The following is a 21,374-nucleotide window of genomic DNA, read 5'->3' on the forward strand; positions in this document are numbered from 1 at the left end:
ATTAACGTTACATTTTCTAACAATTTTCACGTTTATTTTTTAAAAGCTTGGTATTGTATTTCGTGTAGAGAAAAATCTTACATAAAATGGAGGGTCAATTATGAAAAAGTTTTTTAAGGGTAAGACAGCATTAGTTGGTGCAGCTGTGTCTTCTATGTTACTCCTCAGTGCTTGCGGTGGAGGAGGTGCTGAAACTTCTACTGAAGCAGAAGACGACACAGGTACAGATGTAGGTGTGGAAGTTGAGGCTGGTGAAGATGTGATTAAAGTCGGCGTTCTTCATTCGTTAAGTGGAACGATGGCAATGAGTGAAACATCTGTAAGAGATGCAGAATTATTAGCAATTGAAGAAATTAACGCAGCCGGTGGTGTATTAGGGAAACAGGTAGTACCTGTGATTGAAGACGGTGCTTCTGAGCCACCGGTTTTCTCTGAACGTGCAGCAAAATTGCTACAACAAGATGAAGTTGCTGTTATCTTTGGTGGTTGGACATCGGCGAGTCGTAAAGCGATGTTACCAGTTGTAGAACAAAACAATGGTTTACTATTCTACCCTGTTCAATATGAAGGTATGGAAGCTTCTCCAAATATCTTCTATGCAGGTGCGGCTCCGAACCAGCAAATTGTTCCCGCTGTTGATTGGTTACTAGAAAACAAAGGTACCGAATTCTTTTTATTAGGGTCTGATTATGTATTCCCGCGTTTAGCGAATCATATTATTAAAGCGCAATTAGAAGAGAATGGGGCAACTTTAGTAGATGAACAATATACACCACTTGGTCATACGGACTATAACACAATCATCTCAAGAATTCGTGAGTCAAAGCCAACTGTAATTTTCAACACATTAAATGGAGATAGTAACGTAGCATTCTTCAAACAGCTTGCTGATGCTGGTATTACAACTGACGATCTAACAGTTATGTCTGTAAGTGTAGCGGAAGAAGAAATACGCGGAATTGGAGCTAATGTACTAGAAGGTCATTTAGCTAGCTGGAACTATTATCAAACAACTGACACGCCAGCGAATGCAGAGTTTGTCGCAAATTATCAAGAAGCGTATGGTGATGACCGAGTAACTGGTGATCCAATAGAAGCAGGTTACTTCATGGTTCATTTATGGGCGAAAGCTGTTGAAGCTGCAGGCACAACGGATGTTGATGCTGTACGTGAAGCGGCAGTAGGGATTGAATTTGATGCACCAGGTGGTCCAGTTAAAGTTGACGGAGATAATCAGCATGTTTACAAAACTGTAAGAATAGGTGAAATTCAAGCTGATGGACAATTTAACGAAGTGTGGAATTCTGATGAGGCGGTAAAACCAGATCCATACTTAGAAGGTTATGATTGGGCAAGTGGCATTAGTGCTGAGTAATAGGTAGAAAACGGGGAGAGGAGCACTCTCCCTATTTATATATACAAAGGGTGGATGGAGCATGGAAGGAATGATTATTCAAGCATTTAATGGCGTTAGTCTTGGATCAATTTTATTATTAATTGCTCTTGGATTGGCTATAACATTTGGATTAATGAAAGTTATAAACATGGCTCATGGTGAGTTAATAATGATTGGGGCTTATACAACCTATGTAGTTCAGGTGATCTTTGCTCAATATCTTCCAGCAACGATGTTTGACATGTATTACTTTTTAGCCATTCCTATTGCGTTTGTCGTTGCTGCATTAATCGGAATGTTAATAGAATTTACGGTGATTCGTCATTTATATGGAAGACCTTTAGATAGTTTGCTTGCAACGTTTGGTGTTGGGTTAATACTTCAACAAACAGCAAGATCAATTTTTGGTGCGCCGAATGTTGGGGTACAGAGTCCGGGATTTTTACGAGGTGGCTTAGAAGTAATGGGTGTGACATTACCGTATATCCGACTATTTATAATTGGCCTAGTTGTAGTTAGTTTTTTACTATTGGCATGGTTTTTGTATAAAACGAGAAATGGGCGGAAGATCCGTGCGGTCATGCAAAATCGCGAAATGGCACAGTGTTTAGGAGTTTCGTCACGAAAAGTAGATCTGATTACCTTTGCAATAGGCTCAGGCTTTGCAGGAATTGCAGGAGCAGCCCTAACACTTATCGGGCCAATAGGTCCAACCATTGGAACGTATTATATCGTTGATGCATTTATGGTTGTTGTTGTCGGTGGTGTAGGGATGTTAATTGGTACCGTTGCAGGTGCACTTGGAATTGGCATCTTTAATACAGTATTTGAATATTGGACGAACGCTTCAATGGGGAAAGTTCTTGTCTTTGCACTGATTATTTTATTCTTACAATGGCGTCCGTCTGGAATGTTTTCGCTCCAATCTCGGTCACTGGACTAATGAAAATTGGAAGGGGTTCAAAGTATGCAAACAATAAGTGCTCGCTTGCTAGAGAGGAAGTGGCTCTTCTTAGCTCTAATAATCATATTACTTATTCTGCCCTTTTTTATATCAGATTTTAGAACGAATTTACTTGGGCGTTATATAGCATTTGCGATATTAGTTATTGGATTGGATTTGTTATGGGGATATACAGGGGTATTAAGTCTTGGTCATGGGATATTTTTTGGTCTAGGTGCCTATATCATGGCGATGCATTTGTCAATGGAAAGCATGACAGGAGCTGTTCCTGATTTTATGACGTGGAATGGAATTACTGAATTGCCATGGTTTTGGGCGATTTTTTCCAACGCTATTTCAGCTATTATCGGTGCAATTATGGTGCCGATGATCATCGCATCAATCTTATCATTCTTTATTTTCCGAAATAGAATAAGAGATGTGTATTTTACAATACTAACACAGGCCCTAGTCCTTGTTACGACAACATTAATTGTCAGTCAGCAAAGTTTTACTGGTGGAACAAATGGGATAACGGGGTTTTCAACAATCTTTGGGTATTCTCTTTCGTCTCCTGCGACACAGAAAGGACTTTATTATATATCGGTTGGAAGTTTAATCGTTGTCTTTTTGATTTGTTCAATATTGGTTAACAGCCGTTTTGGGAAAACATTGATCGCCATACGTGATGGCGAAAATAGACTTCGCTTTTCAGGGTACGATACATCAATGTTTAAAGTACTTATTTTTTCATTATCAGCTGGGATAGCTGGATTAGCTGGAATGTTGTTTGTGATGCAAGTTGGGATTATTTCACCGACTATGATTGGGATTATTCCATCGATTGAAATGATTTTGTGGGTTGCTATTGGTGGGCGTGGTACATTGATTGGTCCAGTAATAGGTGCAATTTTAACAAATAGTGCAAAAACGTTTTTTAGTGAAAGTTATCCTGACTTTTGGTTGTATTTCTTAGGCTTAGTCTTTGTTATTATCGTTATTTTCCTTCCAGGAGGATTAATGAGTTTAGTCGACAAAGTAAAGAGGAGAGGTGGAAAGCATGAAAAAAAACGTAAAGAGGGTACAGAAAGAAAAGAAACCAATCATTCTGCAGTCGGATAAACTTTCCGTTCGGTTTGGAGGATTTTATGCGATCAAAGAGTTTGATTTTTCGATTCCGCATGGAGAATTGCATTTTTTAATCGGACCTAATGGAGCTGGGAAAACAACTTTTTTAGACGCGGTATGCGGAAAAACAAAATACAGTGAAGGAACGTTAACGTTTAATGGAACTACAAACCTAGCGAAATTAAAAGAGTATGAGATTGTTAGAGAAGGGATAGGGAGAAAGTTTCAAGCCCCTTCCATTTTCCCCTTTTTAACTGTTTTTGATAATTTGGAATTAGCTATGAAACAAGATAAGCGTGTCTTCCCAATTTTGTTTTCAAAAATGAAAGATTCAGATAAAGCAAAGATTGATGATATGTTAAGTTTAATCGGATTAAAAGAGCAGAAAAATGTCGTTGCCAAAACATTGTCTCATGGGCAGAAGCAATGGTTAGAGATCGGTATGGTCATGATGCAAGAACCGGACTTGCTAATGTTAGATGAGCCGATCGCAGGAATGACGGAAGAAGAGGAAGAAAAAACGGGTGAATTGCTACTAGAGTTGAAAAAGCGTTGCTCAATTATAGTGGTAGAACATGATATGGATTTTGTTAGAAAATTTGCTGAAAAAGTTACGGTCATGCATGGTGGACAATTGCTCTGTGATGGAACAATGGAAGAGATTCAAAGAAACGAACGAGTAATGGAAGTTTATTTAGGAAAGAAAGGTGACCAGGCAAATGCTAAAGCTCTCTAAATTAGAAGTGGCTTATGACGGAAGTACAGTTATTCGGGATGTTTCCCTTACTGTTAAACCTGGAAAAGTAGTGTGCCTAATGGGGAGAAATGGTGTTGGGAAATCTACGATTATGAAGACAATTATGGGTGTTCTTCAACCGGTTAATGGGACAGTGTCTTATAGTGATGAAGAAGTAACAAAAAAAAATGCTTCGTATAGGGCTCGGAAAGGAATAGGCTATGTACCGCAGGGGAGAGAAATATTTCCTCAATTAACCATATATGAAAATCTCCTTCTAGGTTTAGAAGCTCGTTCGAATAGTGAGGAAAAAATCAATGAAAAAATCTATCAATACTTTCCTGTCCTAAAAGAAATGAAGGATCGTCGTGGTGGAGACTTAAGTGGAGGTCAACAGCAGCAACTTGCAATAGCAAGGGCGCTTGTAGCTGAGCCGAGCTGCTTATTACTAGATGAACCGACTGAAGGGATTCAGCCCAATATCGTAAGTGACATTCAAGAAGTTATTAAAGATATAAAGAGAAGCCAAGTCAATACGTCAATTTTGCTAGTTGAACAAAGCTTTGACTTTGCCAAAAGTGTAGCTGATTACTTTTATGTGATGGATAAAGGGCGAATTGTATATGAAGGTGAGGAGTTAATGGAAGAGAAAGTAAGTCAATATTTAAGTGTTTAATATGCATAGTTTAAGAGTGTGGAATCCCTCCATGCTCTTTTTTTATGTGGCTTTATGGTAAACTATAAAAGTATTTTAAGAAGGAGCGTCGGGTAATGATTTCATTTCAGAGTGGTGACAGTAGAAGATATTTAAATAAGCCAAAAACGAAGCTTAACTTAAAATTAAAAATGACGTTTCTTATTGTCATATTAATTATTGGAATGTTCTCGATTGTCGGATTATTTCTTCAATATTTCCTCTCAGATACATTGGAAACGCAGCTTGGTGAACGGGCGCTGAGTGTGGCTGAGAGTGTTGCCCAAATACCTGAGTTAAAAGATGCATTTGGTTTGGATAATCCTTCAGCGGTCATTCAGCCTCTTGTTTCACCAATTCGAGAAGCGACTGGTGCAGAATTTATTGTGGTAGGTAATCGAAATGAAATTCGATATGCGCATCCGAATCCAGACCAAATTGGAAACAAGATGGTTGGTGAGGATAATGACCGTGCACTGATTCATGGTGAATCATACGTCTCCAAGGCAGTTGGTTCGTTAGGACAATCAATTCGGGGAAAGGTGCCAGTTATCTCACGGGAAGGCGAAATTATCGGAGTCGTTTCTGTTGGTTTTTTAAATGAGGATGTTCAAAGCATTGTTAAAAATTACAGCCAGGAACTATGGTATGTGCTTTTAGCTATTGTTGGGGTAGGAATGATAGGTGCGGTCCTCATTGCAAATTATATAAAAAAATTGTTATTTGGCTTAGAGCCTGAAGAAATTTCACATCTTCTTTTGCAGAAAGAAACGATCTTGCAATCGACTCATGAAGGGATTATCGCCGTAAATAAAGACGGTACGATTACAATGATGAACGCGGCAGCAAAGCGGTTGATTTCGAGTAATAGAAAAGAAACCGACCAATTGATTGGCAGGCCGATTTTGGAGGTGCTTCCGAATTCAAAGCTTCATGAAGTGCTTGAACGAGGAGAGAGCCAATACAATAAAGAGCTGTTGCTAGGAAACCATATTGTCCTTGTAAATCGCGTCCCTATTTATTATGACAATATGTTAATTGGAGCAGTGTCTACTTTTCGAAATAAAACAGAAATTGAAAAGCTAACAAAAGAATTAACAAGGGTAAAACAGTATGCTGATGCTTTACGTGCGCAAACTCATGAGTTTTCTAATAAAATGTATACAATTTTAGGCCTTATTCAATTAGAGAAAAGTGAAGAGGCGGTTGATTTTATTCGGAGAGAAAGCAACATTCAACAAAAGTGGATACGTTTTTTGGTTGAAAAGGTACCCGATCCATTGGTGAATGCCATATTGTTGGGTAAGTTGAATCAAGCAAATGAACAAAGGGTTCGTTTAACCATTGATCCTGAAAGCAGATTAACATACCGTTTGTCTGATAAAAAGCGGGAGGCTCTCGTAACAGTTCTTGGCAACCTAATAGAAAACGCCATTGATGCCGTGAAAAATAACTCTGAGCCGAAACGGGATGTTTCAATTTTCTTTACGGATATCGGAGAAGAGATTGTGTTTGAAATTGAGGATGCAGGGAAAGGTGTGCCTAGCGATTTTGCTTTAGATATTTTTAAACAAGGGTTTTCAACTAAAGAAGGTTCACACCGAGGAATTGGTTTAGCGTTAACAAAACAGGTCCTTACAGAAATTGATGGAGACATTTTCTTAGAAGAGGGCGAACTAGGAGGCGCTTGTTTTGTCGTAATAATACCAAAGGATAATACGGATATGGGGGGACTTGAGTAATGCGCCATGATTTTCAGGTGTTAATTGTGGAAGATGACTTTCGGGTTGCTGAAATTACAAGGCAATTTGTTGAAAAAGTGGAAGGGTTTAAAGTTATTGATATTGTAAAAACCGGGGAAGAGGCACGACAAGTGTTAAAACGGCTAACGACATTACCAGATCTTATTCTGTTAGATGTATATATCCCTGATGTTCATGGTTTAGAGCTCTTTTGGGAGATTCGTAAAGAGTATCAAAGCATTGATCTTATTATGATGACTGCAGCAAAGGAAGTTTCAACAATTGAAGAGACATTACGAGGTGGAATATTCGATTATATTGTAAAGCCTGTTGAGTTCTCGAGGTTTAAACAAACGCTTGACCAGTATTATGAACAAAGAAACGTATTAGCTTCTAAAGAAAGTATGGAGCAGGAGGAAATTGACCAATTAACTAGATTTTCCTTACAAAATCAGACATCTCCTAATATGGAAGCATTCGATGATTTACCAAAGGGGATTGATCGTCTCACGTTAGATAAGATTAAAAGCATTATGGAAAGAAACCGCGAAAATGGGTTGACCGCTGTGCAAGTGGGGAAAGAGATTGGAGCTAGCAGGTCGACAGCAAGACGTTATTTAGAATATTTGGTTTCAATTAAAGAATTATTAGCGGAACAAAAATATGGAGACGTCGGGCGGCCGGAACGACGATATTTGTTAAAGTGAACAATATGAACAAAATTCATTTAATGATCAATATTTTGTTTATTTTCATAAACTTCATCTCTCTTTTCAATCGTGGTAAATTTCTATGTACATAGAAAACTTTGAAAAGAGAGATTTTTTGTAGTGAAGTTAGGTTAAAATGTATCCGCTTTCAAATCTTCTCTCTTTTCGAGTAAACGTTTATTTAAATTGAAAGGGGAGATATGAATGCTGAGTATCATTGGTCTTGTTACGATCTTGACTATTGTGTTTTTGTTATTAAGTGGGCGGATTACGCCGATTATCGGACTTGTGCTTGTTCCTATTGTCGGAGCGTTATTTGCAGGATTTGGGTTTGCTGAAATAGGCGTCCTTTTTGGTGAAGGAATTGACCGAGTAATCAATGTCGTCATTATGTTTATTTTTGCAATTCTCTTTTTTGGAGTTATGCAGGATGCGGGACTATTTGACCCAATTATTAATAAAATGATTGCGATTTCAAGAGGCGATGTTATTGCTGTTGCTGTTGGAACAGTTATCATTGGAGCAATTGCACACCTTGATGGATCTGGAGCTTCAACATTTCTTATTACGATTCCAGCACTGTTGCCTTTATATAAGAGACTGAAAATGAGTCCGTATTTGTTGCTCTTATTAGTTGGTTTAAGTGCAAGTATTATTAATATGGTCCCATGGGGAGGACCGCTTGGGAGAACTGCTGCAGTTATTGGAGCAGATCCAACGGAGTTATGGAGACCTCTAATTCCAGTCCAAATTATTGCCATGATTTTATTAATAGGATTAGCTGTTATTTTAGGCTTAAGAGAAAAACGAAAAATTTCAAAGCTGACGGAATCAGAAAATGCAGAATTAGAAGCTGCCGCAACGTTAGAGATGACAGAGCAGGCTACGCCATCTAGAAAAGATGAGTCACTAGCACGTCCGAAACTATTGTGGGCGAACTTACTACTGACGCTAGGTGTCATTACGATGTTGGTATGGGGGATTATCCCTGCCGGTTTTGTTTTCATGATCAGTTTAAGTATAGCCTTAATCATGAATTATCCTAAAGTTGATGATCAAATGGAGCGAATTAAAGCACACGCACCTAACGCCTTGTTAATGGCTGCCATTATTCTTGCGGCTGGATCATTTTTAGGGATTTTAGATGGAACAGGAATGTTACAATCGCTAGCGACAGACCTTGTTCTATTTTTACCAGCATTTATCGTTCCTTATTTGCACCTTGTTATCGGATTTTTGGGTGTACCGTTTGAACTAGTGTTGAGTACGGATGCTTACTATTTTGCTTTAGTACCAGTTGTAGAACAAATTGTTTCTGGTTACGGAGTGGAAACGACTTCCGCTGCTTATGCGATGGTAATAGGGAATATTATCGGTACATTTATCAGTCCATTTTCACCTGCTCTTTGGTTAGCTCTTGGGCTTGCAGGACTTGAAATGGGTAAGCATATCCGTTACTCGTTCTTTTGGGTTTGGGGATTTAGTATTGTATTGATTGTAGCTGCTATGTTAATAGGAGTCATTTAATTGAAATATGAAAAGAGGATGGCCAAAATAAAATGGCTATCCTCTTTTTATATTTACACTAGCATCAATCTTCAAAAAGGTAGGCAGGAATTCCTTTGACATTTGTTTTTACTTTAAAAAGATGACCTGAATCGGGGTAAGAATGAAAATCTGACTCTACCATCCCTTTTCGAGCTGTTGTTATGTATAATTCATCAAGGTTTTTTCCGCCAAATGTGCAAGATGTAACGTTTTTGGCTGGAACTGCAATTTCATCTAATAGGTTCCCTGAATGAGGATTCCAGCGTGTCACCTTACTGCCTCCCCAATGTGCTACCCAGATCATGCCTTCTTGGTCGATCGTCATCCCATCTGGATAGCCGTTTCCATCTGGGATGGTTACTGCTGTTTTGGCATGTGAGATGTCTCCAGTTTCCTTGTTATAATTGTACATCTGGACCTCATGTGTTGGTGTATCAATATAGTACATATACTTATGATCAGGACTCCAAGCCAATCCATTTGAAATAGTAACTGGAGAGATCACTTTCTTTATGTCGCCAGATGGTTGAAAGCGATATAAGGAGCCTGCATGAGTTTCTTCTTCGAGAGACATAGTCCCGGCCCAAAAACGTCCAGCTGGGTCGCATTTACCGTCATTAAAACGATTATTGGGCAATTCCCCTTCAGGATTCGTTAAAAAAGTTAATTGTCCAGATTGAATATTGTAACGATAAATTCCATTTTTCATCGCTAACAAGAGGTCACCTGACTTACTTCCGACAACAGCACCGATATATTGCTCAAAAGTTATTGTGCGGTTTTCACTTTTCTGTGGTTCATAAATATGGAGTTTCTTTTCGAGTATATCAACCCAATATAAACGTTCGTTTTCATGATCCCAATGCGGTCCTTCCCCTAATGTAGCTTTTGCAGGTACAGCTATCTCTACTTGATAAGACATGAATCTACCTCCTGAATTTTCTGTAACTCAATATCTTTTTATCATACCATGTTTAGTAGAATTATTTAGGGGACTAAGAGGTGTGAAGGTGTGTAGGGAGTCTTATACTAGTCAAGGATCTGGTAATTAGATACACTAAATGCTAAAGAGTAAGTCAACTGTGTTATGGAGGAGAGTGCGCATAATGAGCGGATCTAATAAAGTGTTAAGTCGACGTATGCTGATCGTTACTTCCGTTTCTGCAGAGAAGGAAGCAATCTTACGCGGGTTACGTAATTGCAATGACTTTGATGTCATCGTAGCAGGAGTGGGACAAGCTGCAGCTGCAGTGGCTACAGCAACTGCATTGGCAAAAACGCAATATAATTATGTGATTAACGCGGGCATTGCTGGTGGTTTCGAAGGGAAAGCAGAGGTTGGTTCTCTTGCGGTATCGACAGAAATGGTGGCGGCAGATTTAGGAGCAGAATCCTATGATGGATTTTTGAGTTTAGAGGAGTTAAAGTTAGGCTCGTCTAAGATAGAGGTGGAAAAAGCAATGGTTACGCGTATTTGTTCTAAGGCAATGGAACAAGGGATACCTGTTCAGGAAGGGGCTATCCTTACATTGTCGACAGTGACAGGTACACAAGAAACAGCGAATTATTTATTAGAACGGTTTCCTCATGCTATAGCAGAGGGGATGGAAGGCTTTGGTGTAGCGGAAGCGGCGAAGCAAAGTCATATCCCTGTTATCGAGGTTAGATCGATTTCTAATAAAGTTGGTCCGAGAGATAGGGAATCTTGGCGCATAAAAGAAGCGCTTGATACGTTAGAGAAAGCAAGTTCAATTTTTTCGGAGGTGTTCAAATGAAGATAGCATTTTCTCCTTGTCCAAATGATACATTTGTGTTCCACGCATGGGTTCATGGGTTCATTCCTGGAGCGCCAAAACTAGATGTAACCTATGCAGATATTGATATTACAAACAATTGGGCAGCAGAAGGGAAAGGTCCCGAGGTTCAGAAAATTTCTTATGCTGCACTTCCTTGGGTGCTGTCTGAGTATGCTTTAATTCCTTGTGGAGGAGCGCTTGGCAGAGGATGTGGACCGCTTGTCTTAACAAAAGAAGCACAAACAGGTTCTAAAGCAATATCAGGAAAAAAGGTAGCTGTACCAAGTGAGCGTTCAACAGCTTACTTATTGTTTCGGTTGTGGGCGGCGCAAAATGTTCCAGGTGGAGTTGGAGAAATTGTTGTGATGCCATTTCATGAGATTATGCCTGCTGTCCAAGCTGGAGACATTGATGCAGGGCTAGTCATCCATGAAGCTCGTTTTACCTATCGACAATATGGCCTTAATCTTTTGACGGACTTAGGGAATTGGTGGGAAGAAGATACGGGGCTGCCGATTCCGTTAGGGGCAATTATCGCTCACCGTTCTCTAGACCTAGAGGCAATTACAACTTGGATTCGAGCTTCGGTTGAGTATGCTTGGGCTCATCCAGAAGTGTCAAAGTCGTATATTATGGAGCATGCTCAAGAGCTTTCTCATGACGTTGCGAAATCACATATTGATTTGTATGTTAATGAGTTTACGCTAGATTTGGGTGATGATGGATATGCGGCTATTGAAGCGTTACTAGGAAGGGCAGCTGAAGAAGGGTTAGTTCCAAAGTTTGATATGGGTGCTCTAAGATAAGTATTGTTATGACCCCACATTATAATGAAATGAGGGGTCAACTTTTTTGTGAGTAGTTAATTTCCTTTTGCTTTCGAGCGTTTTTCGCTTAAGACATTTTCGGATAGATATCGTACAAATAGTTCATCGCGAACAAGCCATGCTAAGTGATTTCGTTTAATTTGGCGCTCGGCTTCTTCAAACGATGAAAAGGAACTTTCGACTGATTGGTTCTTTTCTAATACCCACTTCTTATCACTTAAAGGATAAATGAAGAAGCGATTCTCTTCACTATCTACATACAAAGAGCCTGATTGACTTGCCTTTAAATTATGTTGGTTTCTAAAAGCGTCAATTCGCAGAGGTTCGATCGGAAATGGTTCAGCTATGAAAAGTTTGTATGCTTCTTCGTTGAGCGAGCAGCCTGAAGCTTTTGCGTGGCCGCCACCACCGAACTGGCCGGCGATTTCTGATACGTCAACATCATCATGAATGGTTCGAAAACTGATTTTTTTGCCTCCTAAATTTAGAATAGCAATATAATCAAGATGCGGACTATCCTTTCCTAATTCATTTCCTAGTTCTGAATGATAAGATTCAGCATGAACAATGCCGGCGCAATAGTTGCCAATGAAAGTTTGTACGAGCTCTCTTCTTTTTCTTCTTATATAACGTTCGATCTTCGTTTCTTCCATATCAAGAATTTTTTCTTCAAATTCATCGAAGCTAAAAGTTTCGCTTTCTTGAAGGCGGTTCACCATTCGTTCTTCAAATTCATCGATAGAAATCATAAAAAACAGATCGTTTAACCGTTTAGCCTTTAGTACGTTATTTTTTTCCCATTCCCATGTGTCCCATAGTCGTACTAGCTCGACAAATTCGTCTAATGAAGAAGAGTGTTTCAAGAAACCTTGCTCAACTAGAAACTCATAAAATAACGAGGTTGCTGCAGCTAATCTTCCGTCTTCGTATTCCACTGTGACAGAACCCCAGCTATATTCGTTAAAATGGAGAGCTGTTTTGTGATGGTCAAGTAATGTTACGCTTCCTCCCTTTTTAACGAATTCATCTAATTTTTTTTCGTTATCACTATGTACAGATAGATCGGTGATGAGTAATACATCATCTAACCTGTCTTTCTCTAAAAACCGTTCAATCTGAAAATCTAAGCCTTGAACGGAGTTATAGCGAACGTCAACATTTGATCCAAAGGCTAAGCGAGCAAGAATTCCGCAGCCTACACCATCTAAGTCGTTGTGAGTATACAATCGATACATCAAATACCCCCTCCTATACTTATAGTATGCATCAGTAAGGAGGGAATATTGAGCAAAAAAGTTAAAATTTAAATTGTGATTGGAGTTTATTTATAAGGAGAAATTTAGGGGTGTATGTTATTACTTTGTGATTGAAGCTTTGTCATTAGCTGTCTGTCGTTTGTAAATAAGTTGATTAACAATCGTGGCAACGATAATAGCGCCAATTAACCCGTATAGTAGACCGACATAACTATAGGTGATGAACCCAATGATAAGCCCGATTGCAATAAATGACAAACCGATTGTCATAAGATCCCTCCTTTTTAGTTTCCATATTCTAACATAAAATCAGAACTTTTGTGTGTTTTGTGTTAGATTATTTACAAGAAAAATAGATGAACTCTATATGTATGCCAAAAGGAAATCGTTTAGTATTTCTCTTAAAATTGGTAATGCAATTATAACGTTTTTTATAGGTTGAAATGGTATGATGGAAATAGACTGGTTATTTATTAGATTGGAGGCAGTTGCATGACAGCAGCGGTTGAACGAATTGAAAAAGTAATTGAAAACATTGAACTTGTCGTCGTTGGCAAGAGGAAAGAGGTTGAGTTAAGCCTTGTTTCGCTCTTTGCTGGAGGACATGTTCTGCTTGAAGATGTTCCGGGAGTTGGAAAGACGATGATGGTTAAAGCGATAGCCAAATCTCTTGGAGCGGAATTTAAACGAATTCAATTCACACCAGATCTCCTGCCATCAGATGTGACAGGGGTATCGATATATAATCAACTTAAGCAGCAGTTTGAGTTTCGACCGGGTCCTATTTTGGCGAATATTGTCCTTGCTGATGAAATAAATCGTACATCACCAAAGACCCAATCGGCATTACTGGAAGCATTAGAAGAAAGTAGTGTAACGATAGATGGAGAAACTCTTCAGCTTGAAAAGCCGTTCTTTGTTATGGCTACACAAAATCCTATTGAGTATGCAGGGACATTCCCGTTACCTGAAGCTCAGCTTGATCGGTTCTTAATTAAGTTAAATCTAGGGTATCCAACGGCCTTAGAAGAATTAGAAGTACTAGAACGAATTCAGCATAAGCATCCACTTGAAGATATTAAGCCGGTAATGACAACAGCGGAGGTAGTAGATATCCAGTCTGAAATAACGAAAGTTCTCGTTAGTGAAGACGTGAAAATGTACATGATTGACCTAGTGCATGAAACGCGACAAAATCGAGCAGTCGAGTTAGGGGTAAGTCCGCGGGGGACGATTGCGTTGATGAAAGCATCTCAAGCATATGCCTTTGTGAAAGGAAGAGAGTATGTACTTCCGGATGATGTGAAGCATCTAGCACCATATATACTTGCGCACCGAATGATGTTAACGGCCGAGGCCAAAATGTCTAACAGGACACAAGAAGAGGTGATTTCTTCTATTCTGGAACAGGTCCGAATCCCTGTAAATCAGAGAAGGTTGACGCGCTCGTGAGTAGAGGGAAGGGGAACTTTCGTCTATTTGTAAAATGCTCACTTCTTTTACTATTTATTGCAGCTGCGTTTTCTTATGCGATGTTTCAAGGTGGATTTGTGAGTTGGTTTTTATTTTATAGTGTTGTAACGGTAGTGGTTTCCACCGTTTTGGTGGCTTTGTATCCATTTCGTATAGTCAAGGCGGAACGGGTATTTCATAAAGATGTATTGCAAGCCGGTGAGTCGTTAACGGTTACGGTCACGCTTCCTAAGCGTGCGCTTCAGCCGTTTTTTTATGTTAGGGTTCAAGATCTGATTCCCGAAAATCTCGGAACCTATGAAGAATCAGGTTCTCTCTTTTTCTTTTCTTTCCAAAGGCGTCTTGTCTTCTCGTACACTGTACGTGATGTGAAGAGGGGTGCACATACATTTGAACAATTATCGCTCGTCTTCGGTGATTTATTTGGTTTGTTTGAAAGAGAGAAGAAGGTACTTTGTGAAACAAAGCTTCTTGTATATCCTCGCTTTCATAAGCTACCACCAATTAATGATTTTGGAAAACCGAGACAGTTAGATGGTAGAAGAATTCAGCATTCTTTTGAGGAAGATCGTTCTCTTGCTGGTGTCCGGCAGTATGTGCCTGGAGACCGGTTAACTTCAATCGACTGGAAACAGTCGGCTAGGTCGACCAAGTTAATGACGAAAGAGTTTGAGTCTTATCAGGGCGAAGGGATTGTGGTTGCATTTGATTCAGCCGTTATCGATCTGAATGAATCTGTTTTTGAGCATTCAGTCGAATTGGCAGCTTCCTTAATGGTCACCTTTACTCAAAAACAACCGGGAGTGAGGCTTGCGGTTAGACTTGGAGATTGGATGTCACTTGAAGTGAATCAACGATCTATTTCAAAAGGTTTAATGACATTGGCGAAATTGATACCGAGTGAGGAGCCGGCACCTGCCATTCATAAGGTATATCGAGATTGGTCAGGAATGCATGTGTACTACGTTTGTGTTGGGTTAAATGAACGAGTATTAAAAGTTTGTAAAACGTTATTAGAAGAGAGTGTTGTCGTTACCGTATGTTTAGTTGCCGTTTCGGAGCAAGATCGTACGTTTATAGAGGAACTGGAAAGGGCTGGAGTTTCGACCTTTATTGAAAACGAATAAATTGAAAGGGGAGGGGAGGTCGTGCGTTTAGATCAAAAGCAAACCGAAACAGGAAGGGATTTCCTGTTGTATGGATTAAGTTTCCTGCTGCTTATGGAATGGCTTTTACCACTCCCGCACATTACAGATACTGGGTATATTTTTGTTTTTGTGCTAGTTACAGCTGTTTTTTTCTTTATTACATTTTTACAATTGCCTGTCATTGTCTCTATGGTATTAAAGTCAGTAGTCGTTTTTTATGGACTTTACTTAGTTTTCATGGATGGACCGTTTCTATCTTTTGAATGGTTCCTTTATATTGTTTCTGACATCATCATAAATATCGAGCTTATGTTGACGGGTGGTTGGTATGGATTGACCGACCTATTTCGTAGCTTTTTATTCTTTGTCTTGTTAGCGATTATGAGTTATCTTCTGTTTTATTGGACAGTACATGCAAGAAGAGTGTTGTTTTTTCTAGTTTTTACTGTTGTTTATGTCACTGTGATAGATACTTTTACTATTTATGACGCCACATTTGCTATAATACGTACGTTCATAATTGGTTTTCTTTTACTAGGTTTGGTTACTATGTACCGGATGATTGAACAACAAACCGTGTATAAAGCACCTAAACTTTTGCCTGTTCGCCTTGCTATGTTGCTTATCATGCTAATTGGTGCAGGTGGATTATTAGGGTTGTTATCGCCCAAACTAGACCCGCAATGGGATGATCCTGTTCCATTTGTACGAGCAGCTGTTGGAATGGGCGAAAATGGATCAGGAGAGCTTGTCCAGCGAATTGGTTATGGAGATAATGATGAGCGACTAGGTGGCGGATTCATAGATGATGATACTCCTGTATTTTATGCTTTCTCTTCAAGAGAACATTATTGGAGAGGTGAAACGAAGGATTATTATACAGGTCGAGGTTGGGAAACGACCACCCCTGTAGAAAGAAAGAGTTTTTTATACAGTAATCTTGGCCGAGGGATAGTTGAATATGAGACGTTGGAAGCAGAGATTATGTTAACCGAACACTCAAGAGGGTTTGATCATTTGTTTTATCCTGGTGAATTACAGCTAAGCAATCAGATTATAGAATTTGAATTGTTCCAAGATGCCTATACAGGGAAAGCGAGTACGTATCGAGGTGCTCAGTCTATCAAACTTGAACATTATCAGTATGAATACTTGTATCCGAGTTATCAAATTGAAGGGCTGCGCAAAACGGGTAATCAAGACCCCGATGATATACGAGATTATTATACTCAGCTTCCTGATGACTTGCCTACTCGGATACGAGACCTTGCTTTAGAAATAACTGAAGGTGAAGAAAATCGTTATGACCGAGCAAAAGCAATTGAGTCGTACTTTGGACGGAATGATTTTCAGTATGAGACTCAAGAAGTTCCTGTTCCGAGAGAGGGACAAGACTATGTTGATCAGTTTTTGTTTGAAACGATGCGAGGATACTGTGATAATTTTTCCACAGCGATGATTGTATTGTTACGAACAATCGATATTCCTGCTAGATGGGCAAAGGGATTTACCCAAGGTGAGCTCATTGGTACTGAAGAATCTCGAAATGTGTATCAAGTGACAAACGGAAACGCTCATTCATGGGTAGAAGTATATTTCCCAGAAGTGGGGTGGGTACCGTTTGAACCAACTCGCGGCTTCGATAACGTGTATGAGTTTAACGAACCAGAAGTCGAGAGAGAGGGAACAGAAGAGAATTCAAGGGTAGAAGATGAGGAAGAAGAAAACGAGCCAGAAGTGGAGGATGTATTTGCAGATCTAGAGGGGGATGATGAGCAATCATCTACAAGTGCAGGTTCTTCTCGAAATTGGACGATACCGGGTGGACATTGGATCTTAACTGGACTCATAGTTGGAATGTTTTTATTTGTTCTTGCTAAAAATAAACGGATTTTCCAATACTATATGTTAAGAAAGTTTGGTCGAAGAGACGATAAAGAGGCCTTTTTGCAAGCGTATGATCGCTTACTTTGGTTGTTGAAGTATGTTGGTTGGGAACGTGAAAATGGGGAGACGCTTAGGGAATATGCTACGCGAATGGATAAACTTTTTAACACGACAGAAATGATGAGTTTGACGATTGAATACGAACGGATTATGTATGGTGGTCAATCGATTGATGCTAGTTGGTCGAAACAAAAGCCGAATTGGCTTTCCTTTGTTCGGAAAATCGATTCTTGACCGTCTTAAAGCTCACTGATAAAATGAATCAGTGTTTAAAAAATGTATAAAGAATCGACCTTCGTATATCCTTAGGAATATGGCCTAAGAGTCTCTACCGGATTACCGTAAAAAATCTGACTATGAAGGCAGAAAGAAGAACTAGAATTTCTGCCTTCCTTGTTCATGTTTAATCGGACAAGTAGGTGAATTCTAGTTCTCTTTTTGTAATGTACGAATGAAATAATAAAAAGGGTGGGAAAGCATGACTGAATTAAACCAAGAAATGATTGTTGTACTAGACTTTGGTGGACAATACAATCAATTAATTGCAAGACGTATTCGTGATCTAGGTGTGTATAGTGAATTGCACTCTAACAAGTTAACGGCAGAAGAAATTAAAAAAATGAACCCTAAAGGAATTATTTTCTCTGGTGGTCCTAATAGTGCGTATGTAGAGGGTGCACCTAAGTGTGATCCAGCTATTTATGATCTTGGTATTCCTATTTTAGGGATCTGTTATGGAATGCAGTTAATGACTCAACACTTTGGTGGGAAAGTGGATGCAGCTGATCACCGTGAATACGGAAAAGCGACGATTAAAGTTGAAAACCAATCAAAAATCTTCAAAGGGTTACCGATTGAACAATCTACTTGGATGAGTCATGGTGATTTAATTACTGCCCCTCCAGAAGGGTTTGTTGTTGATGCATTTAACCCTTCTACTCCAGTAGCAGCAATGAGTAATGAGGCGCAAAACTTATATGGCGTTCAATTTCACCCAGAAGTCCGTCATTCTGAATTCGGAAATGATATGCTGAAAAACTTTGCTTTTGAAGTGTGCGGATGTACAGGCGACTGGTCAATGGAGAACTTCGTTGAAGTAGAAATGGAGAAAATTAGAGAGCAAGTAGGAGATAAGCAAGTTCTTTGTGCTTTAAGTGGTGGAGTGGATTCTTCTGTTGTTGCTGTCTTAATCCATAAGGCGATTGGAGATCAGTTAACTTGTATGTTTATCGATCACGGGCTTCTTCGTAAAGGTGAAGCAGATAGTGTTATGAAAACGTTCAGCGAAGGCTTTAACATGAAAGTCATTAAAATTGATGCACAAGAGCGTTTCCTAGGTAAGTTAGAAGGAGTCTCTGACCCTGAACAAAAACGTAAAATCATCGGAAATGAATTTATTTATGTGTTTGATGAAGAAGCATCGAAGCTAAAGGATATGGATTTCCTAGCTCAAGGTACTCTTTATACTGATATTATTGAGAGTGGCACAGACACTGCGCAAACAATCAAGTCTCATCATAATGTAGGTGGGCTTCCTGAAGATATGCGTTTTGAATTAATTGAGCCGCTTAATACATTGTTTAAGGATGAAGTTCGTAAACTTGGAACAGAGCTTGGCATCCCTGATGAGATTGTATGGCGTCAACCATTCCCGGGACCAGGTTTAGGTATTCGTGTACTCGGAGAAATTACAGAAGAGAAATTAGAAATTGTTCGGGAATCGGATGCGATTTTACGTGAAGAGATTAAAAAAGCTGGTCTTGATCGCGAAATTTGGCAGTATTTCACGGCACTTCCGAATATGCGTAGTGTAGGAGTTATGGGAGATGCTCGTACGTATGACTATACTGTTGGTATCCGAGCGGTTACTTCCATTGATGGAATGACATCAGACTGGGCGCGTATTCCTTGGGATGTGCTTGAAATTATTTCAACGCGAATTGTGAATGAGGTAAAGCATGTAAACCGTGTTGTTTATGATGTAACTTCAAAACCACCAGCGACGATTGAATGGGAATAAACGTAAAGACGAATATTTTACAAAAAAAAAACAAAAAATGTTCGTGTTTTTATTGACAAAGGATAAGGGGATTGGTACAATTCTTTAGGCCGACAAGAATTGTATAGTCTTTCGTATAATTGCGGGAATATGGCCTGCGAGTCTCTATCAAGCTTCCGTAAAGAGCTTGACTACGAAAATCAATCTACCCCTTTGTTATAAGGATTTGAACGATTTTTTGTTAGTTGAGCTTCCAAGTGTGATGTATTGGAAGCTTTTTTCTGTTTATATTACGAGTAAGACAAAAAAATGGAGGAACACATATGGAACGTTATTTTGGTTTTAAAGAACACGGAACATCGTATAGAAAAGAATCAGTTGCTGGCTTAACAACATTCTTATCGATGGCATACATTTTATTTGTTAATCCAATGATCTTAGCTGATGCGGGGATGGATATTGGTGCTGTGTTCACAGCGACTGCTTTAGCAGCGGCGATTGGAACGTTAATTATGGGGATAGTAGCGAATTATCCGATTGCTCTAGCTCCTGGAATGGGGTTAAATGCCTTTTTTGCTTATTCAGTTGTTCTTGGGTTAGGGATAGACTGGCAAGTTGCTTTATTTGGTGTTTTTCTTTCTGGTATTATTTTTATTTTAATTACCGTATTTAAGATTCGTGAATTAATTATTAATGCAATCCCAGCTGAGCTAAAATATGCAGCTGCTGCAGGTATTGGTCTGTTTATTGCGTTTATTGGATTAAAAGGAGCGGGAATTGTTGTTCCTTATGAAGCGACTGCAGTAACGTTAGGGGACTTACTTGCTCCACCAACTTTGTTAGCTATTTTTGGTGTTGTGATCACAGTAATTTTTATGGTTCGTGGTATTAATGGCGGAATCTTTTATGGAATGGTTATAACCGCTATAGCTGGTGTTGTTACTGGTGTAATTGCCCCGCCCGAAGCGATTGTTGGATCTATTCCAAGTTTGGCGCCAACATTTGGTCAGGCATTTGCGATTGATTGGTCTACTGTTTTCACATGGCAGTTACTCGTAGTTGTGTTAACTTTCTTATTTGTTGATTTCTTTGATACGGCAGGAACTCTTTATGCTGTTGCAAACCAAGCGGGGTTTGTTAAAGACAATAAGCTGCCTCGTGCTGGTAAGGCGTTGCTTGCTGATTCAAGTACAACTTCTATTGGGGCAATCCTTGGTACGTCGACGACAACTGCTTACGTTGAGTCTGCTTCAGGTGTAGCTGCTGGAGGGCGTACTGGGTTTACATCTGTAGTAACTGCAGGATTGTTTCTAATTGCGTTGTTCTTCTCTCCGCTATTGGCTGTTGTGACAGCTGAAGTAACATCTGCGGCGCTAATCATCGTTGGGATTTTAATGGCTTCTTCATTAGGATTAATTGATTGGAAGAGGTTTGAAATAGCTGTGCCTGCTTTCGTAACGGTAATTGCTATGCCGTTAACGTATAGTATCGCAACAGGAATTGCGATGGGCTTTATCTTGTATCCAATTACGATGGTTGCTAAAGGAAAAGCAAAAGAGATTCATCCGATAATGTATGTTCTCTTCTTTGTATTCCTTGCTTACTTTATTTTCTTGTCAGAATAAAACTTGTTAAATTAGAACAGCACTCCTTTGTTAGGGTGCTGTTTTTTATGACTTTAAGGTTATGGAGTTTATCAAAGTGAGGAGAAAAACTAATTTTAAAAAAAGTATTGACTGATCTTCAATAAGGTGGTAAATTTAATCTCGTTGTCAAAACAGATTATCTTTTGTTGAAATAACAAGAAAAAAGTTGTTGACTTCTTTGAAAGTTGTTGTTATGATATTAAAGTCGCTAACAACGACAGATAAGTTCTTTGAAAACTGAACAAAAGCCAAGCGAAATAGAGATACATGATATCTCGTTAATTTCTTAGTGATTTTTTCAAATCACTTAAAGTATCGTTAGCGATACATTTTGAGCTAATCAAACACTTTTATGGAGAGTTTGATCCTGGCTCAGGACGAACGC

General features: G+C 39.2%; 18 protein-coding genes and 2 riboswitches. Of the genes, 15 read left to right on the plus strand and 3 right to left on the minus strand.

Features of this window, described 5'->3' with window-relative positions; all coding sequences use genetic code 11:
* Positions 1-100 precede the first annotated feature (100 nt).
* From urtA to SAY88_RS17305, 8 genes are all read left to right on the plus strand, one after another.
* Positions 101-1,375 (plus strand): urea ABC transporter substrate-binding protein, encoded by a 1,275-nt coding sequence (gene urtA, locus SAY88_RS17270; protein ID WP_332633383.1) that lies wholly within the window; start codon positions 101-103, stop codon positions 1,373-1,375.
* Positions 1,376-1,436: 61 nt separating this feature from the next.
* Positions 1,437-2,339, plus strand: coding sequence for an urea ABC transporter permease subunit UrtB (urtB, locus tag SAY88_RS17275; protein WP_332633384.1), 903 nt, complete (start codon positions 1,437-1,439; stop codon positions 2,337-2,339).
* Between the two features lie 24 nt (positions 2,340-2,363).
* A complete protein-coding gene (urtC, locus tag SAY88_RS17280) occupies positions 2,364-3,461 on the plus strand; it encodes an urea ABC transporter permease subunit UrtC (protein WP_332633385.1) in 1,098 nt (365 codons plus the stop codon).
* The gene (gene urtD / locus SAY88_RS17285) at positions 3,400-4,203 is read left to right on the plus strand and encodes an urea ABC transporter ATP-binding protein UrtD (protein WP_332633386.1); all 804 of its coding nucleotides are present in this window, start codon (positions 3,400-3,402) and stop codon (positions 4,201-4,203) included. The genes urtC and urtD overlap by 62 nt, the downstream gene beginning before the upstream one ends.
* The gene (urtE, locus tag SAY88_RS17290) at positions 4,187-4,879 is read left to right on the plus strand and encodes an urea ABC transporter ATP-binding subunit UrtE (RefSeq protein WP_332633387.1); all 693 of its coding nucleotides are present in this window, start codon (positions 4,187-4,189) and stop codon (positions 4,877-4,879) included. Before urtD ends, urtE begins: the two co-directional genes overlap by 17 nt.
* Before the next feature lie 95 nt (positions 4,880-4,974).
* Complete coding sequence (locus SAY88_RS17295) at positions 4,975-6,639, plus strand: sensor histidine kinase (RefSeq protein ID WP_332633388.1); 1,665 nt, start codon at positions 4,975-4,977, stop codon at positions 6,637-6,639.
* A complete protein-coding gene (locus tag SAY88_RS17300) occupies positions 6,639-7,346 on the plus strand; it encodes a response regulator (protein WP_332633389.1) in 708 nt (235 codons plus the stop codon). Before SAY88_RS17295 ends, SAY88_RS17300 begins: the two co-directional genes overlap by 1 nt.
* Before the next feature lie 207 nt (positions 7,347-7,553).
* The gene (locus tag SAY88_RS17305; RefSeq protein WP_332633390.1) at positions 7,554-8,876 is read left to right on the plus strand and encodes a CitMHS family transporter; all 1,323 of its coding nucleotides are present in this window, start codon (positions 7,554-7,556) and stop codon (positions 8,874-8,876) included.
* A gap of 64 nt (positions 8,877-8,940) precedes the next feature.
* Here SAY88_RS17305 and SAY88_RS17310 read toward each other — a convergent pair whose 3' ends face one another.
* On the minus strand, positions 8,941-9,819 hold the full coding sequence (locus SAY88_RS17310; protein WP_332633391.1) for an SMP-30/gluconolactonase/LRE family protein: 879 nt from the start codon (positions 9,817-9,819) through the stop codon (positions 8,941-8,943).
* Positions 9,820-10,003: 184 nt separating this feature from the next.
* Here SAY88_RS17310 and SAY88_RS17315 point away from each other — a divergent pair, with 184 nt between their 5' ends.
* On the plus strand, positions 10,004-10,672 hold the full coding sequence (locus tag SAY88_RS17315; protein WP_332633392.1) for a futalosine hydrolase: 669 nt from the start codon (positions 10,004-10,006) through the stop codon (positions 10,670-10,672).
* Complete coding sequence (locus tag SAY88_RS17320; RefSeq protein WP_332633393.1) at positions 10,669-11,499, plus strand: 1,4-dihydroxy-6-naphtoate synthase; 831 nt, start codon at positions 10,669-10,671, stop codon at positions 11,497-11,499. Before SAY88_RS17315 ends, SAY88_RS17320 begins: the two co-directional genes overlap by 4 nt.
* A gap of 56 nt (positions 11,500-11,555) precedes the next feature.
* On the opposite strand, the gene SAY88_RS17325 is transcribed toward SAY88_RS17320, so the two are convergent.
* Together SAY88_RS17325 and SAY88_RS17330 are read right to left on the minus strand one after the other, a co-directional pair.
* Positions 11,556-12,755, minus strand: a complete 1,200-nt coding sequence (locus SAY88_RS17325) for a DHH family phosphoesterase (RefSeq protein WP_332633394.1) — start codon at positions 12,753-12,755, stop codon at positions 11,556-11,558.
* Positions 12,756-12,875: 120 nt separating this feature from the next.
* Entirely contained in the window at positions 12,876-13,046 is a 171-nt protein-coding gene (locus SAY88_RS17330) for a hypothetical protein (protein WP_332633395.1), read from the minus strand.
* Positions 13,047-13,268: 222 nt separating this feature from the next.
* On the opposite strand from SAY88_RS17330, the gene SAY88_RS17335 reads away from it, so the two are divergent.
* The 5 genes from SAY88_RS17335 to SAY88_RS17355 all read left to right on the plus strand — a co-directional run bounded on the left by SAY88_RS17335 (position 13,269) and on the right by SAY88_RS17355 (position 20,968).
* Positions 13,269-14,228 (plus strand): AAA family ATPase, encoded by a 960-nt coding sequence (locus SAY88_RS17335; RefSeq protein WP_332633396.1) that lies wholly within the window; start codon positions 13,269-13,271, stop codon positions 14,226-14,228.
* Positions 14,225-15,376 (plus strand): DUF58 domain-containing protein, encoded by a 1,152-nt coding sequence (locus tag SAY88_RS17340; RefSeq protein ID WP_332633398.1) that lies wholly within the window; start codon positions 14,225-14,227, stop codon positions 15,374-15,376. The genes SAY88_RS17335 and SAY88_RS17340 overlap by 4 nt, the downstream gene beginning before the upstream one ends.
* 21 nt (positions 15,377-15,397) lie before the next feature.
* Positions 15,398-17,578 (plus strand): transglutaminase TgpA family protein, encoded by a 2,181-nt coding sequence (locus SAY88_RS17345; protein WP_332633400.1) that lies wholly within the window; start codon positions 15,398-15,400, stop codon positions 17,576-17,578.
* Positions 17,579-17,619: 41 nt separating this feature from the next.
* Positions 17,620-17,721: riboswitch (purine riboswitch) on the plus strand.
* A 101-nt stretch (positions 17,722-17,822) separates the two neighbouring features.
* Positions 17,823-19,364 (plus strand): glutamine-hydrolyzing GMP synthase, encoded by a 1,542-nt coding sequence (gene guaA, locus SAY88_RS17350; RefSeq protein ID WP_332633402.1) that lies wholly within the window; start codon positions 17,823-17,825, stop codon positions 19,362-19,364.
* Positions 19,365-19,455: 91 nt separating this feature from the next.
* Positions 19,456-19,557, plus strand: a riboswitch (purine riboswitch).
* A 109-nt stretch (positions 19,558-19,666) separates the two neighbouring features.
* On the plus strand, positions 19,667-20,968 hold the full coding sequence (locus SAY88_RS17355) for an NCS2 family permease (protein ID WP_332633404.1): 1,302 nt from the start codon (positions 19,667-19,669) through the stop codon (positions 20,966-20,968).
* The last annotated feature ends 406 nt before the right edge of the window (positions 20,969-21,374 follow it).

It is taken from the genome of Halalkalibacter flavus (assembly GCF_036663575.1).
In the GTDB taxonomy this organism is placed as follows: domain Bacteria; phylum Bacillota; class Bacilli; order Bacillales; family Bacillaceae_D; genus Halalkalibacter; species Halalkalibacter flavus.

Coding starts and splice junctions, on each gene's coding strand:
- SAY88_RS17300 (WP_332633389.1), top strand. CDS start 6,639: ATGCGCCATGATTTTCAGGTGTTAATTGTGGAAGATGACTTTCGGGTT.
- SAY88_RS17295 (WP_332633388.1), top strand. CDS start 4,975: ATGATTTCATTTCAGAGTGGTGACAGTAGAAGATATTTAAATAAGCCA.
- SAY88_RS17310 (WP_332633391.1), bottom strand. CDS start 9,819: ATGTCTTATCAAGTAGAGATAGCTGTACCTGCAAAAGCTACATTAGGG.
- urtB (WP_332633384.1), top strand. CDS start 1,437: ATGGAAGGAATGATTATTCAAGCATTTAATGGCGTTAGTCTTGGATCA.
- SAY88_RS17320 (WP_332633393.1), top strand. CDS start 10,669: ATGAAGATAGCATTTTCTCCTTGTCCAAATGATACATTTGTGTTCCAC.
- SAY88_RS17305 (WP_332633390.1), top strand. CDS start 7,554: ATGCTGAGTATCATTGGTCTTGTTACGATCTTGACTATTGTGTTTTTG.
- urtD (WP_332633386.1), top strand. CDS start 3,400: ATGAAAAAAAACGTAAAGAGGGTACAGAAAGAAAAGAAACCAATCATT.
- SAY88_RS17325 (WP_332633394.1), bottom strand. CDS start 12,755: ATGTATCGATTGTATACTCACAACGACTTAGATGGTGTAGGCTGCGGA.
- SAY88_RS17315 (WP_332633392.1), top strand. CDS start 10,004: ATGAGCGGATCTAATAAAGTGTTAAGTCGACGTATGCTGATCGTTACT.
- SAY88_RS17335 (WP_332633396.1), top strand. CDS start 13,269: ATGACAGCAGCGGTTGAACGAATTGAAAAAGTAATTGAAAACATTGAA.
- urtA (WP_332633383.1), top strand. CDS start 101: ATGAAAAAGTTTTTTAAGGGTAAGACAGCATTAGTTGGTGCAGCTGTG.
- urtE (WP_332633387.1), top strand. CDS start 4,187: ATGCTAAAGCTCTCTAAATTAGAAGTGGCTTATGACGGAAGTACAGTT.
- SAY88_RS17330 (WP_332633395.1), bottom strand. CDS start 13,046: ATGACAATCGGTTTGTCATTTATTGCAATCGGGCTTATCATTGGGTTC.
- urtC (WP_332633385.1), top strand. CDS start 2,364: ATGCAAACAATAAGTGCTCGCTTGCTAGAGAGGAAGTGGCTCTTCTTA.
- guaA (WP_332633402.1), top strand. CDS start 17,823: ATGACTGAATTAAACCAAGAAATGATTGTTGTACTAGACTTTGGTGGA.
- SAY88_RS17355 (WP_332633404.1), top strand. CDS start 19,667: ATGGAACGTTATTTTGGTTTTAAAGAACACGGAACATCGTATAGAAAA.